The 13,050-nt window shown below is 68.0% G+C and carries 14 protein-coding genes; 8 read left to right on the top strand and 6 right to left on the bottom strand.

Annotated features, from left to right (window positions below; all coding sequences use genetic code 11):
• Positions 1-33 precede the first annotated feature (33 nt).
• From MCIT9_RS13735 to MCIT9_RS05385, 5 genes are all read left to right on the top strand, one after another.
• Positions 34-165, top strand: a complete 132-nt coding sequence (locus tag MCIT9_RS13735; protein ID WP_479724336.1) for a heavy-metal-associated domain-containing protein — start codon at positions 34-36, stop codon at positions 163-165.
• 30 nt (positions 166-195) lie between these two features.
• Positions 196-1,671, top strand: coding sequence for a mercury(II) reductase (gene merA / locus MCIT9_RS05400; RefSeq protein WP_479724335.1), 1,476 nt, complete (start codon positions 196-198; stop codon positions 1,669-1,671).
• A gap of 12 nt (positions 1,672-1,683) precedes the next feature.
• A complete protein-coding gene (gene bufA2, locus MCIT9_RS05395; RefSeq protein ID WP_317706387.1) occupies positions 1,684-2,376 on the top strand; it encodes a BufA2 family periplasmic bufferin-type metallophore in 693 nt (230 codons plus the stop codon).
• A gap of 15 nt (positions 2,377-2,391) precedes the next feature.
• A complete protein-coding gene (locus MCIT9_RS05390; RefSeq protein WP_317706386.1) occupies positions 2,392-3,555 on the top strand; it encodes a D-alanyl-D-alanine carboxypeptidase/D-alanyl-D-alanine-endopeptidase in 1,164 nt (387 codons plus the stop codon).
• A 66-nt stretch (positions 3,556-3,621) separates the two neighbouring features.
• Positions 3,622-4,386: a metal-dependent hydrolase gene (locus MCIT9_RS05385; protein WP_317706385.1), complete on the top strand. Its 765-nt coding sequence runs from the start codon at positions 3,622-3,624 to the stop codon at positions 4,384-4,386.
• A gap of 21 nt (positions 4,387-4,407) precedes the next feature.
• On the opposite strand, the gene MCIT9_RS05380 is transcribed toward MCIT9_RS05385, so the two are convergent.
• Genes MCIT9_RS05380 through recQ form a run of 4 tightly spaced genes read right to left on the bottom strand, consistent with a single transcriptional unit; the run spans position 4,408 to position 7,745 of the window.
• Positions 4,408-5,406 carry a zinc-dependent alcohol dehydrogenase family protein gene (locus MCIT9_RS05380; RefSeq protein WP_317706384.1) on the bottom strand — a complete coding sequence of 333 codons (999 nt, stop codon included), beginning with the start codon at positions 5,404-5,406 and terminating at the stop codon, positions 4,408-4,410.
• A gap of 16 nt (positions 5,407-5,422) precedes the next feature.
• Positions 5,423-5,710: a cupin domain-containing protein gene (locus tag MCIT9_RS05375; protein WP_317706383.1), complete on the bottom strand. Its 288-nt coding sequence runs from the start codon at positions 5,708-5,710 to the stop codon at positions 5,423-5,425.
• Positions 5,710-5,943, bottom strand: coding sequence for a glutaredoxin family protein (locus MCIT9_RS05370; protein WP_317706382.1), 234 nt, complete (start codon positions 5,941-5,943; stop codon positions 5,710-5,712). The genes MCIT9_RS05375 and MCIT9_RS05370 overlap by 1 nt, the downstream gene beginning before the upstream one ends.
• Entirely contained in the window at positions 5,940-7,745 is a 1,806-nt protein-coding gene (gene recQ / locus MCIT9_RS05365; RefSeq protein WP_317706381.1) for a DNA helicase RecQ, read from the bottom strand. Before recQ ends, MCIT9_RS05370 begins: the two co-directional genes overlap by 4 nt.
• 67 nt (positions 7,746-7,812) lie before the next feature.
• Between recQ and MCIT9_RS05360 the strand changes: the two genes are divergently transcribed.
• The 3 genes from MCIT9_RS05360 to MCIT9_RS05350 are packed head-to-tail and all read left to right on the top strand — an operon-like array spanning position 7,813 to position 11,221.
• Positions 7,813-8,952 (top strand): aminotransferase class V-fold PLP-dependent enzyme, encoded by a 1,140-nt coding sequence (locus tag MCIT9_RS05360; protein WP_317706380.1) that lies wholly within the window; start codon positions 7,813-7,815, stop codon positions 8,950-8,952.
• 2 nt (positions 8,953-8,954) lie between these two features.
• A complete protein-coding gene (locus MCIT9_RS05355; protein WP_317706379.1) occupies positions 8,955-10,187 on the top strand; it encodes an MFS transporter in 1,233 nt (410 codons plus the stop codon).
• A 29-nt stretch (positions 10,188-10,216) separates the two neighbouring features.
• Complete coding sequence (locus MCIT9_RS05350; RefSeq protein ID WP_317706378.1) at positions 10,217-11,221, top strand: Gfo/Idh/MocA family protein; 1,005 nt, start codon at positions 10,217-10,219, stop codon at positions 11,219-11,221.
• Here the strand turns inward: MCIT9_RS05350 and MCIT9_RS05345 are convergent.
• Complete coding sequence (locus MCIT9_RS05345; RefSeq protein ID WP_317706377.1) at positions 11,218-11,856, bottom strand: 2OG-Fe(II) oxygenase; 639 nt, start codon at positions 11,854-11,856, stop codon at positions 11,218-11,220. The two genes, MCIT9_RS05350 and MCIT9_RS05345, sit on opposite strands and share 4 nt — an antisense overlap.
• 3 nt (positions 11,857-11,859) lie before the next feature.
• A complete protein-coding gene (gene dapC, locus MCIT9_RS05340; protein WP_317706376.1) occupies positions 11,860-13,041 on the bottom strand; it encodes a succinyldiaminopimelate transaminase in 1,182 nt (393 codons plus the stop codon).
• Between the last annotated feature and the right edge of the window lie 9 nt (positions 13,042-13,050).

Here is a 13,050-nt window from a genome sequence, read left to right as displayed (position 1 = left end):
CCTTGGAAGCCTCGACACTGCGGGAGAAAGATCATGGCTTCCTACGTTCTCACCATCGAGGGCATGCACTGCCCCACCTGCGCACCGGGCCTGGAACGGGCGCTGGAACGATTGCCCGGCGTCCACGCCCGCGTCACCTACACCCCGCCCCAGGCGGTGGTGTAACTCAGCGGCCCCACCGATCTGGCCGCGGTGATGGCCGCGATCGAGGGCAAAGGCTATCGCGCCCGCCGCAGCGATGCAACGCCCGCCCCCGAAAACGACAGGGTGCCGGCCGAAATCGCCGTCATCGGCTCAGGCTCGGCGGCCTTCGCCTGCGCGCTCAAGACCAGCGAACGGGGCGTGAAAAAGATTTTCCTGATCGAGAAAAACCCGATCATCGGTGGCACCTGCGTCAACGTCGGCTGCGTGCCGTCTAAGATCATGATCCGCTCGGCCTACGTGGCCCATCTGCAGCGCAGCCACCCCTTCGCCGGCATCGAACGGCACGATCCCCGCATCGACCGCGCCGCCGGCGTCGCCCAGCAGCAGGCGCGGGTGGCCGAACTGCGGCGGGCCAAATACGAGGACATCCTCGCCGCCCATCCGGAGATCGAGCTGATCCGGGGATTCACCCGTTTCGAGGATGCCGAGACGCTGGCAGTGGAAACGGCGACGGGCATCCGCACCCTCAGGCCGGAGAAAATCCTCATCGCCACCGGCTCCCATCCGGCCGTCCCCTCCATTCCGGGCTTGCAGGACACGCCTTTCTGGACCTCTACCGAGGCCCTGGTGGCCGAGGAAATACCACGGCACCTGATCGTCATCGGCGCCTCGGTGGTCGCCCTGGAACTGGCCCAGGCGTTCCTGCGCCTGGGGGCCAGGGTCACCCTGCTGGCCCGCTCCCGCCTGCTGCGCCGCTATGATCCCGACCTGGGCGCCGGCCTGCAGGCGGTCCTGGAACAAGAAGGCATGCGCATCCTGACGGAAACCCGCTTCCAGGCGGTACGCTACGCCGCTGACGAAGGCCGTTTCAGCGTCGAAACCAACCACGGCCCGCTTCACGGCGACCGCCTGCTGGTGGCCACCGGGCGGCCGCCCAACACCCAGGGTCTTCAGCTGGACAGGGCCGGCGTTCAAACCGATAACAGCGGCGCCATCGTCGTCGACGACCACCTGCGCACCAGCCAGCCCCACATCTACGCCGCTGGCGACTGCACCCAGCTGCCCCAGTACGTCTACGTGGCCGCCGCCGCCGGCAGCCGCGCCGCCATCAACATGACCGGCGGCGAGGCCCGGTTGGATCTGACGGCGCTGCCGGAGGTGATCTTCACCGATCCCCAGGTGGCGGTGGTGGGACTGGACGAACGTCAGGCGCAGGAACAGGGGCTGGAGGTGGAAAGCCGCACGCTGTCTCTGGACAACGTGCCGCGGGCGCTGGCCAATTTCGACACCACCGGGTTCGTCAAGCTGGTGCGGGAGAAATCCTCCGGCCGCCTGCTCGGCGCCCAGATCCTGGCCCACGAGGGCGGCGAGGTGGTCCAGAGCGCCGCCCTGGCCATCCGCAACCAGATGACCGTCGAGCAACTGGCCGACCAGCTGTTCCCCTACCTCACCATGGTGGAGGGCCTGAAGCTGTGCGCCCAGACCTTTTCCAAAGACGTCAAACAACTGTCCTGCTGTGCAGGCTAGGAGGAACACGCCATGAAAGACCGTCTCGCTCAGTTCTTCGGCACCTTCGGCGCCGCCTTCGCCGCCGCCTGCTGCCTGGGTCTGCCGCTGGCGCTCAGCGCCGCCACCGCGGTGGGCCTGGGATTTCTGCTCAACGACGTCTATCTGTATCCGCTGTTCACCGCCTTCCTGGCCCTGAGCCTGTGGCTGCTGTACCGCAACCGCCGTCGCCACGGCCACAGCGGCCCCTTCGGACTGGCCCTGGCCGGCGGCCTGTTGGCCGCCTTCGCCCTCTGGTTCACGGTGACCGGCCTGGCGCCGCAGAACGCCCTGGTGGTCGCAGGGCTGCTGGCGTTCATCGCCGCCCAGGTCTGGGACTTCGTCCTCGCCCGCCGCGCGCCCGCCTGCGAGGCGGAGGAAAGCGTCGATCCCCAGCGCCGCCGCCTCACCGGCGCGGCCATCAGCGTCGCCGCCGCCGGGGCGTTCTACGGCCTGGCCAAGTCGGTGGAACGATACGCCCCGGCGCCGGAGGAAGGCGAAATCGCCTGCTGGGGCATCAACGACTGTAAGGGCACCACCGCCTGCGCCACCGCCTTCAACGCCTGCAAGGGGCAGAACGACTGCAAGGGGCGCGGCTATCTCTACGTCTCCCCCCAGGAATGCGAAGCCCGCGGCGGGGTGCCGCTGGAAGAATCCGAAGGGGCCCCGCAGCGGCGCCAAAGCTGATACACTTGGGGGCCTATGCGCCCCCTGCTGTGCCTCTGTCTCCTCCTGTGCTCCTGGGCGGCGGCCGCCCGTCCCGCAGCCCTGCTGCGCCTTTACACCCTCCCCGACGCCGCCTTGCTGGTGGTCGATTCCCGGGGTCGGGAAGTGCGCGCCTACCATCCCGACCGCCCCCTGATCCCCGCCTCGACCCTCAAGCTGCTGACCGCGCTGATGGCACTGCAGACCTGGGGGCCGGATCACCGCTTCGCCACCGATTTCCTCCGCGGCCCCGACGGCCGCCTCTGGATCCGGGGCTACGGGGATCCCTGGCTGACCTCGGAGGAACTGGACGCTATCGTCACCGAACTCAAGGCGGCCGGAATCGGCCGGATCGCCGGCATCGGCGTCGATGACGGTTACTTCGCCGGCCCGCTGACGGTGGACGGCCAGACGGAAACCGACAATCCCTACGATGCCGCCCTGGGCGCGCTGGCGGTCAACTTCAACACCCTGCACGTGGAGAAGCGCGGCGACCGCCTGGCCAGCGCCGAGCCCCAGACGCCGTTGACCCCGCTGGCCCGGCAGCTGGCCCGCCGCCTGCCGGGCGGCCGCCACCGGATCAACCTCGGCCACCGCACCGACGCCGCCCAGTATTTCGCCGAAGTGCTGCGGGAGAAACTGCGTCAGGGGGGAATCGAGGTTGCGGGAACCATCGTCCACGCCCAGGTTCCAGGCGGCGCCCGGCTGATCGTCCATCACCGCAACCGCCATCCCCTGGACCAAGTTTTGGCTGGCATGCTGAAGTACTCCAACAACTTCATCGCCAACCAGCTGTTCCTGCTGCTGGGGGCGGAACGCTACGGTCCGCCGGCGACGCTGGAAAAAGGCCGGCGCGCCGCCGCAGACTTCATCACCACCCGCTTCCGCTGGCGCAACTGGCGGGTGGTCGAGGGCGCCGGCCTGTCGCGGCGCAACCGCCTCTCGGCCCGGCAGCTGGTGGAGGTGCTGCAGCGCCTCCGCCCCCACGCCCGGCTGCTGCCGCAGCGCGCCCCGGGCATCCGCGCCAAGACCGGCACCCTCAAAGGTGTCAGCAGCTATGCCGGCTACATCGATGAAGGCCGCAGAACCTTCGCCCTCATCGTCAACCAGGAAGTGCCCTACGATTTCCGTTTCCGGGTCGCCGAAAGCCTGAAAGACTGAAGCGGCTACCCCGGCCCTGCGGATTTTACGTATACTTCAAGGCACAGATCCCCTTTTCTCGTCCGCATGGCCAATTTCAAGACCCATCTGAGTCTCGCCACCGTCATCGCAGGTGCTGCCGCCACGACGGTCACCAGCACCGGTCTGGCTCCCGTGAGCCAGGCCCCGGCGCTGTTTGCACTTGGGGTGTTGGGCGGGCTGCTGCCGGACATCGACGCCGACAACTCCACCCCGGTGCGGCTGGTCTTCACCCTGCTGGGACTGGCGGCGGCCTTCGCGGCCGTCTTCTACACGCTGGGTCATTACCGCTTCAGCATCAGCGAACTGTGCGTCCTGGCCGCCGCCGTCTTCGCCGCCGTCCGCTATCTTATCTTCGAGCTGTTCCTGCGCCTGACCGAACACCGCGGCGTGTTCCATTCGCTGCTGGCGGTCGTCTTCTTCACGCTCCTGACCACCAGTCTCTCCTACCACTTCACCACCGCCTCTCCGCACCTGGCCTGGCTGCAGGGACTGTTCGTCGGGATGGGCTACTGCGTCCACCTGACCCTGGACGAGCTGTTCAGCGTCGATCTACGCGGCGGGCGCCTGAAGCGTTCCTTCGGCACCGCCCTCAAACCCTTCGGCCGAGATCTCAAGGCCACCCTAGCGATGGGGGTGCTGACCGTGGCGCTCGCCAACACCCTGCCGAATCCACAGGTCCTGACGAACCTCCTGAGCCGAGAAACCCTGATCGAGCCGATCCAGGAAAAATTATGGCCCGCCCAGGGCCGCTGGTTCGCCCAATGGCGCCACCAGCCACCCCGGACGGGCCGTCTGTTGGTTCTAGAATAAGCCGTTTCTGCGCCAACGCCGTTACCCCAGGGTCAGCACGACCTTGCCGATGGGGTGCTGTTTTTCCAGGAATTCCTGGGCGGCGGCCGCCTCTTCCAGCGGGAAGGTCCTGGCCACCTGCACCCTGAGCCGGGCCTGATCGAACAGTTCGGCGGCGCTGGTGAGGATGTGGCCCTGGTGTTTCTCCCATTCCGGCAGCTCCAGCAACACCGGTGTCAGCATCATTTCCAGGGAGATGCGCAGATTGCGAACCCGGGCGTTGGTCCAGTCGATGTCGGGCGGCGGCAGCAGAATGGTGACCAGATCACCATACACCTTCGCGGCGGCGCAGCACTGGCGGAATACGTCGTCGCCCAGGGTGTCGAAGGCGACATCGACCCCTTCTCCCCCGGTCCAGGCGCGGACCGCCTCGACCACGTCCTCGCTGCGGTAACGGATCACCCGCTCGGCCCCCAGTTCCCCCACGAATCGGGCCTTGTCGTCGCTGCTGACCGAGGTCGCCACCCGGGCGCCGGCGATCCTGGCCAGCTGGATGGCCATGTGGCCGACCCCGCCGGCGCCGCCGGGAACCAGCACCGTCTGGCCATTTTGCAATTGGGCGCGGTCGTAGAGGGCTTCCCAGGCGGTGATGAGCACCAGGGGAGCGGCGGCGGCATGAACGAAGTCCAGGGATTTCGGCTTGTTGGCCACCAGGGCCTCGTCCACCACGGCATACTCGGCATAGGTGCCCTGGCGGCCGTTGAAGCCGGGCTGGCAGAAATAGACCTCGTCTCCGGGCTTGAAGCGTTCCACCCCCGCGCCTACCTCGGTGACGACGCCGGCCCCGTCGCAGCCGAGGATCGCCGGTTTCGTCACCGGGAAGCGGTCCAGATCGTTGCGCATCTTGTAGTCGATGGGGTTGACCCCCACCGCGCGGATTTCCACCAGTACCTGGTCATCCCGTTCGATCCGGGGCCGGGGCATTTCTGCCGGCTGCAGGACATCCGGGCCGCCGGCCCGTTCGGTCACGATCGCTTTCATGCTCTCCTCCCGTTTTTCACTGTTTCCGGTAACCGTAAAGCCAGCGGGCGGTGGTGGAACCGACATTGCGGGCCGAATGCACCGCCCCGGCGGGGATGAACAGTTCCTCCCCCGGCTGGGGATGATACACCTTGCCGGCAACCTCGAATTCCATCTCTCCCTCCAGCACCATCACCAGCTCGTCCACGGCGTGGACGAAGTCCTCCCAGCGCCGCCCCGGGGGATCGACCCACAGATCGCAGCTGAAGCCGCGGGCATGCCAGTCGCGGCAGACCGCTTCCCTCTTGCGTTCGATGTCCATCATCATCCCTCCGCATCGATGAAGTCCTGCAATACGACCGCATCGAACGGCCACCCCAGTTCCCGATCCTGCGTCCTGTCGGCCAGGACCGGAATCCGTACGCCGTAGCGCGCCGTCAGGGCGGCGTCGGCGGCGATGTCGATCGTGTCGAAGTCGCATCCGGCCTGCTTAAGCAGCGCCTCGGCCTGCTCGCACAGGTGGCAGGCGGCGGTGCCGTACAACACCCAGCGTTTCATGCCGCCACCTCGTGGTCGCGGATCACCTCCAGAATGGCCTGCCCGTACCGTTCCCGCTTGGCGTCGCCGATGCCCACCACCTCCAGCAGGTCACCGGGATCCCGGGGGCGGCGCTCGACCAGGTCGGCGAGGGTGGCATCGCTGAAGATGATATAGGGCGGCACCTGCTGCGCTTCCGCCAGTTGCCGGCGCAGCGCCCGCAGCGCCGCCCACAGCCGTTTGCCGTCCTCGTCCTCCGGCATCCCGGCCGCACGACGGTCTTTCGCAGCCGCGGTCTTCCGCACCTGGGGATCGTGGCGCAGCCGCAGGATTTCCTCCCCACGCAGCAGCGGGCGGCACTTTTCCGTCAGGCGCAGGCCGCCGTGCCCCGCCATGTCCACGGCCAGGTAACCGGCGGCGGTGAGCTGGCGGAACACCGACTTCCACTGGGCGGCGCTGAGATGGCCGCCGATGCCGAAGGTGGACACCCGGTCGTGACCGAACCGGCGGATACGCTCATCGGCCTGCCCCCGCAGCACGTCGATGAGGTACTTGACACCGAAGCGCTGGCCGGTGCGGTAGACGCACGACAGGGCCATGCGGGCCTCGCGGGTCGCCTCCCAGACCGCCGGCGGCTCCAGGCAGGTGTCGCAGTTGCCGCAGGGTTCGGCCAGGATCTCGCCGAAATAGCGCAGCAGCACCTGACGGCGGCATTCGGTGGTTTCGCAGTAGCCGAGCAGGGCCTCGAGCTTGTGGTGCTCGATGCGCTTGATGCGCTCGTCGGCCTGGGACTGGGCCAGCAGCTGGCGCACCATGACCACGTCCTGGAGGCCGTAGAGCATCCAGGCTTCCGCCGCCAGCCCGTCGCGCCCGGCGCGGCCGGTTTCCTGGTAGTAGGCTTCCAGGCTCTTGGGCAGGTCCAGATGGGCGACGAAACGCACGTCGGGCTTGTCGATGCCCATGCCGAAGGCCACCGTGGCCACCATGACCACTGCCTCCTCGTGGAGGAAACGCTGCTGATGGGCCGCCCGCGTCTCCGCCGCCAGGCCGGCATGGTAGGGCAGCGCCGCAAATCCCGCCTGTTGCAGGAAACGGGCGGTGTCCTCGACCCGTTTGCGCGACAGGCAATAGACGATGCCGGCCTCGCCGCGGTGCTCCTCCAGAAAGGCCAGCAATTGCCGGCGCGGCGCGGCCTTGGGAGCGACCCGATAGCGGATGTTGGGACGGTCGAAACTGGCGGCGAACACCCGCGCTTCCTTTAGCTGCAGGCGTTCCAGGATCTCGCGGCGGGTGGCGGCGTCGGCGGTGGCGGTCAGGGCGATGCGCGGCACGTCGGGGAAGCGCTCGGCCAGCACCGCCAGCTGCAGGTACTCGGGACGGAAATCGTGGCCCCACTGGGACACGCAGTGGGCCTCGTCGATGGCCAGCAGCGCCTGGGGAATGCGGGCCAGTTTGTCCAGAAAGGCGTCGGTGCAAAGCCGCTCGGGGGCGACATAGACCAGATCGTATTCCCCCCGCAGCAGCCGCTGTTCCCGCGCGCGGACCTCCTCCCACGGCAGGCTGGAATTGATGAAGGCGGCCTTGACGCCGAGCTGTTCCAGGGCGTCGACCTGATCCTGCATCAGGGCGATCAGGGGCGAGACCACCACCGCGGTGCCGGCGCGCAACAGGGCCGGAATCTGATAGCACAGGGACTTGCCGCCGCCGGTGGGCATCAGCACCAGCGCGTCGCCGCCGCCGGCCACGTGGTCGATGATCTCGCGCTGGTGGCCACGGAATCGCTGATAACCGAAGACGTGCTGGAGGAGGTATTCGGGGGTCATGTCAGAGGTGCTGACGGTTTTCTTTCACGATTGGTGTAATATTGCCCAACCTATGCCGCTTTGTCACATGGATAACGCCGTCCTCCCCCCACGCGCTTCCAAAGCCGAGCCGATGCTCGGCTACCCCATCAACCTCAATCCCCCGCCGCCGGGGTTCGCGCGCTGGCGCCGGCGGCTGCGGCGCGCCGGGATCGGGATCCTCGCTTACAACAACGGCGGCAATCCCTACGCCCAAGCGCCGGTGCCGCACCACACCCACCCCTTCGAACGCCGGGTGGTGGCACGGTGCGGACGGCTGTACGGCTTTCCGGCGGACGACCTGTGGGGTTTCGTCAGCGGCAGCGGCACCGACAGCAACCTCCACGCCCTCCATCTGGGGCGGACCTGGCTGCAGGACCGCTACGGGGTGGCGCCACGGTGCTATTTCACCGCCGAGGCCCATTACTCGATTCCACAGCTGGCGGACCTGCTCGGCCTCGAGACGGCGCTGGTCGCCACGGATGCAGACGGCGCCATGGCCCCGGCCGATCTGGCCCGGCGGCTGGCGCACGACCGCCCCGCCCTGGTGGTGGCCACCGTCGGCACCACGTTCCGGGGCGCCGTCGATCCCCTCCCGGCCATCGGCCGGATACTGGCCAACATGCCGCATTTCCTCCACGTGGACGCGGCCGCCTTCGGCGGCTATCTGCCCTACACCGCCTTCGCCCACTTGTTGTGGCAGCAAACGGTCAACTTCGATTCCCTGGCGGTATCATGCCACAAGTTCTTCGGTTTCCATTCCCCCGCCGGCCTGTTTCTGACCCGGCGCAGCCTTTTCGACGCCTATCTGGCTGCCGCCGGCCGCCGCCACCGGGCCGAGTATCTGGGTCATTTCCCCGGCACCCTGAGCTGCTCGCGGGATGCGGTCAAACCGGCGGAATTTCTCTATTACACCACGCCCCGGATGCAGGCCCGGCTGGCGGCGGACGCCCGCCGCATTCTCGGCGACACCGCCTGGCTGCTGGCGGAACTTGAGACCCGTCGACCCGATCTCGAACCCCGGCGCGCCCACCCAGCTTCCAACGTCATCTGGTTCCGCCACCCCGGCGAGACCGTGGTGCGCCGCTACCACCTGGCCTGCCAGGACGGTCATGCCCACGTGGTGGTCATGCCCCACGCCCATCGGGGCCTGCTCACCCGTTTCCTCGACGATCTGGAGCGACGCTGACGATGCAGCCCAAAACCGCCTGGATCCTCTACGATTTTGCCAACTCCGCCTTCGCCACCACGGTGATGGCCGGTTTCTTCCCGTTGTTCTTCAAGCAGTACTGGCACGGCGGCGATCCGGTCGACAGCACCTTCCAGCTCGGGCTGGCCAACGCCGCCGCCAGCGGCCTGATCCTGGTGACCGCCCCGCTGCTGGGGGCCGTCGCCGACCAAGGGCGGCTGCACAAACGCCTGCTGGTGGGATTCGCGCTGCTGGGCATCTGCGCCACCTTCGCCCTGGCGTTGTTGCAGGCAGGAATGGCCCCCCACGCCCTGCTCTGCTTCGGACTGGGGCTGGTAGGCTTTTCCGGCGCCAACGTCTTTTACGATTCCCTGCTGGTGGAAGTGGCAAAGCCGGCCGAATACGAGCGCATCTCCAGCCTGGGGTTCGCTCTGGGCTATCTGGGAGGCGGGCTGCTGTTCGCTCTCAACGTGGCCATGGCCCTTAAACCCCAGTGGTTCGGTCTGGCTTCTTCGGAGCAGGCGTTGCGTCTGGCCTTCGCCTCGGTGGCGGTATGGTGGCTGGTCTTCACCCTGCCGCTGCTGTGGAAGGTGGGCGAGAAACCTTCCCGCCGTTTGAGCCTGTCTCTGGTGGGCGACGCCTGGCGCCAGGTGGTGCGCACCCTGGGCCACGTCCGCGCCCACCGCCCGGCGTTCCTGTTCCTGGTGGCCTACTGGTTCTACATCGACGGGGTGGACACCATCGTCCGTATGGCGGTGGACTACGGCCTGGCCATCGGCCTCGGCTGGAAGGGCCTGATCGCCGCCCTGCTGCTGGTGCAGTTCGTCGGCTTTCCCGCCGCCATCGCCTACGGCCGCCTGGGGGAATGGATCGGCGCCAAACGCGCCATCCTGCTGGGGCTGGCGGTCTATGTGGCGGTGACGGCCTTCGCCGCCAAACTGGACTCGGCGACCGAGTTCTACGCCCTGGCGGTGCTGATCGGCCTTGTCCAGGGCGGGGTCCAGGCCCTCAGCCGCGCCTACTACGCTCATCTGATCCCCAGGCACATGGCGGCGGAGTTCTTCGGCTTCTACAACATGCTGGGCAAGTTCGCCGCGGTGCTGGGGCCGCTGCTGGTGGGGGTCACCGGACGGCTGGCCGGCGACCCGCGGGCGGGAATCTTCAGCATCGTGGCGCTGTTTCTGATCGGGGGCGCCGTTCTGTTGCGCGTCCGCCCGCAGGTTGTGGCATCCTAAAGAAAAAACCGCGAAGGAGGCTTTCGACCATGAACACCACCCGCAAAGTCCGCTGGGGCATTCTCGGCGCCGCCCGCATGAGCAAGGTGATGCTGCCGGCCATCGTCGCCGCCGGCAACACCGAACTGGTCGCCGTCGCCAGCCGCCGGCCCGGGGCGGCGGCGCAACTGCTGGCCGAGTGCGGCCAGGAAAACGTCACCGCCTACGACGATCCCCAGGCGCTGCTGGACGACCCGAAGGTCGAGGCGGTTTATCTGCCCCTGGCCAACGAGGAGCACGGCGAATGGGCCCCGAAGGTACTGGAACACGGTAAGCACGTGCTGGTGGAAAAACCCATGGCCCTGCAGCTGGAGGACATCGACCGCATCGAGGCCGCCGCCAGGGAACGCAATCTCAAGGTCATGGAAGGCTTCATGTACCGCTTCCATCCCCAACACCGACGGGTGTGGAACATCATCGAGGCCGGTCATCTGGGAACGATCCGCAGCGTGCGCGCCACCTTCTCCTTTCCCATGACCCCGGCGCGGCTGTACCGCATCTCCCGCCCTCTGGAACAGGGCGGCGGCGCCCTGTGGGACATCGGCTGCTACGCGGTCCACTGCTGCCGCTTCTTCTACGATCACGAACCGGAGGCCGCGGTGGCCATGGCCAAGTTCAACGAGCACGGCGCCGACACCTCGGTGGCCGGCGCCCTGGACTTCGGCGACGGGCGCTTTGCCACCTTCGACTTCGGCTTCGAGCGCGCCCGCCGGGCCGAATACGAGATCATCGGCACCGAAGGCGGCCTCAAGTGCCACAACGTCTGGGCCAAACCCGGCGACATCCCGCTGCTGAGCTGGTGGACCGGCGACGGCCGGCTGCACGAGGAGTGGCTGCCCACCGCCGATCACTTCCGGCTGGAGATCGAGCACTTCTCCCACTGCATCCTGACCGACGCGCCCCCCGCCCTGTCCCTGGACGACGCCCGCGGCAACTGCCGGGCCCTGAACGCCATCGTCGCCGCGATCCGCACGGGCCAGCGTACGCCTGTCTAGATCACCCGGCCACCGTGGAGACGCTGCCGGTACCAGCCCGTCAACGCCAGGCGGGGGCGCCGGGCCGGCAGCACTTCGTGTTCGAAGCGCTCGCTCAGGAACACCACCGCCCGGCCGCCCTGGGGCAACACCTCCACGCTGCGGTCTTCATCCAGGTAGAGGCGCAGCGCGCCGCCCTCCTCGGCACGCCAGCCGGCATTGAGATAGCAAACGAGGGTGACGGTGCGCTCGGTCCGCCGATGGGGACGGTCGAGATGACGCCGGTAACGGGCCCCGGCGGGATAGCGGGCGTAATGACACTCAAAGTCGAGCAGGCCAAGCCACAACCGCCGGTTGATGGCCTGGCGCAGGCGCTCGACGAGGGTAAAAAAGTCGCGCTCGGCAGCATCCGCATCACCGGCCTCCAGCCAGCGGATGGTGTCGCCGCGGATCACCGTTTGCACTCGGCCGCCCCGGCCGATACTGGCGGCGCGGAACTCGCCGGCGGCCAGACGGCGTTGCGCCGAATCGGCCAGAGCCTGCCACAGGGACGACGGCAGGAAATCGTCGATCACCCCCCAACCGGGACCGGCTAGGGCGGCGACCGCCGTTTCGACCCGCTCTGCCGTCGGGAAATCGCGCTCCCCCGTCTGCAACCCTCAATCGCACAGAGCGCGGCGGATGCGCTGCGCCGCCTCGACGCACACCGCCAGCGGGTGCACCCAGGCGATGCGCACGTAACCGCGCCCGGGATTGACGCCGCTGGCCTCGCGCGCCAGGAAGCTGCCGGGCAGCACGGTGACATTTTCCCGGGCATAGAGGCGGCGGGCGAACTCGGCATCGTCCCCCGGCACCTTGAGCCAGAAATAGAACGCCGCCGGCGGCACCTGAACCTCGGCCGCCCCGGCGAGGATTTCCGCCGCCGCCGCGAAGCGCTCCCGGTAGGCGGCGCGGTTGCGGGCCACGTGCGCCTCGTCGTTCCAGGCGGCGATGCTGGCATGCTGGGCCGGCAGGGGCATGGCGCAGCCGTGGTAGGTGCGGTAGAGGAAGTAGCGTTCGAGCAGCGCCGCATCGCCGGCGACAAAACCGGAACGCAGCCCCGGGGCGCTGGAACGCTTGGACAGGCTGTGGAACACCACGCAGCGGCGGTAATCGTCCAGGCCCAGTTCGGCGGCTGCCTGGAGCAGGCCCGGCGGCGGGTTGCCGTCGTGAAGCTCGCTGTAGCACTCGTCCCCGGCAATGACGAAATCGTAACGCTGGGCCTTTTCGACCAGGCCCTTGAGCGTCTCCAGGCCGATGACCCGGCCGGTGGGATTGGAGGGCGAACACAGATACAGCAGGCGGCAGCGGCGCCACACCGCCTCCGGGACGGCGTCGAAATCCGGCAGGAAACCGGTCGCGGCGGTGGCGTTGAGATAGCAGGGCTCGGCACCGGCCAGCAGCGCCGCCCCTTCGTAGATCTGATAGAAGGGATTGGGCATCAACACCAGGGGCCTGTCGGCTGGGTCGATGAGCGCCTGGGCGAAGGAGAACAGGGCCTCGCGGGTGCCGTTTACCGGCAACACCTGGCGTTCGGGATCGACTGCCGCCAAATCGAAACGCCGCTGCAGCCAGGCGGCGATGGCCTCGCGCAGCTGCGGCATGCCCGGGGTGGTGGGGTATTTCGCCAGGCCGTGGAGATGGGCGATGACGGCTTCGGCGAGGAAATGTGGCGGCGGGTCCTGGGGCTCGCCGATGGACAGGGCGATGTGGGGCTTGTCCGCCGGCGGCTCGACGCCGGCCTTGAGGCGGGCGAGCTTCTCGAACGGATAGGGTTGCAGGAGATCGAGTCTGGGGTTCATCGGGGGCTT

It is taken from the genome of Methylomarinovum caldicuralii, from assembly GCF_033126985.1.
GTDB lineage: Bacteria > Pseudomonadota > Gammaproteobacteria > Methylococcales > Methylothermaceae > Methylohalobius > Methylohalobius caldicuralii.
Note: the sequence above shows the minus strand (reverse complement) of the source record. Positions and strands in the feature narration are given on the sequence as shown.

What these genes read in the sequence shown, in the direction of transcription:
- MCIT9_RS13735 (WP_479724336.1), top strand. Translation starts at nt 34, where the DNA reads ATGGCTTCCTACGTTCTCACCATCGAGGGCATGCACTGCCCCACCTGC.
- merA (WP_479724335.1), top strand. Translation starts at nt 196, where the DNA reads ATGGCCGCGATCGAGGGCAAAGGCTATCGCGCCCGCCGCAGCGATGCA.
- bufA2 (WP_317706387.1), top strand. Translation starts at nt 1,684, where the DNA reads ATGAAAGACCGTCTCGCTCAGTTCTTCGGCACCTTCGGCGCCGCCTTC.
- MCIT9_RS05390 (WP_317706386.1), top strand. Translation starts at nt 2,392, where the DNA reads ATGCGCCCCCTGCTGTGCCTCTGTCTCCTCCTGTGCTCCTGGGCGGCG.
- MCIT9_RS05385 (WP_317706385.1), top strand. Translation starts at nt 3,622, where the DNA reads ATGGCCAATTTCAAGACCCATCTGAGTCTCGCCACCGTCATCGCAGGT.
- MCIT9_RS05380 (WP_317706384.1), bottom strand. Translation starts at nt 5,406, where the DNA reads ATGAAAGCGATCGTGACCGAACGGGCCGGCGGCCCGGATGTCCTGCAG.
- MCIT9_RS05375 (WP_317706383.1), bottom strand. Translation starts at nt 5,710, where the DNA reads ATGATGGACATCGAACGCAAGAGGGAAGCGGTCTGCCGCGACTGGCAT.
- MCIT9_RS05370 (WP_317706382.1), bottom strand. Translation starts at nt 5,943, where the DNA reads ATGAAACGCTGGGTGTTGTACGGCACCGCCGCCTGCCACCTGTGCGAG.
- recQ (WP_317706381.1), bottom strand. Translation starts at nt 7,745, where the DNA reads ATGACCCCCGAATACCTCCTCCAGCACGTCTTCGGTTATCAGCGATTC.
- MCIT9_RS05360 (WP_317706380.1), top strand. Translation starts at nt 7,813, where the DNA reads ATGGATAACGCCGTCCTCCCCCCACGCGCTTCCAAAGCCGAGCCGATG.
- MCIT9_RS05355 (WP_317706379.1), top strand. Translation starts at nt 8,955, where the DNA reads ATGCAGCCCAAAACCGCCTGGATCCTCTACGATTTTGCCAACTCCGCC.
- MCIT9_RS05350 (WP_317706378.1), top strand. Translation starts at nt 10,217, where the DNA reads ATGAACACCACCCGCAAAGTCCGCTGGGGCATTCTCGGCGCCGCCCGC.
- dapC (WP_317706376.1), bottom strand. Translation starts at nt 13,041, where the DNA reads ATGAACCCCAGACTCGATCTCCTGCAACCCTATCCGTTCGAGAAGCTC.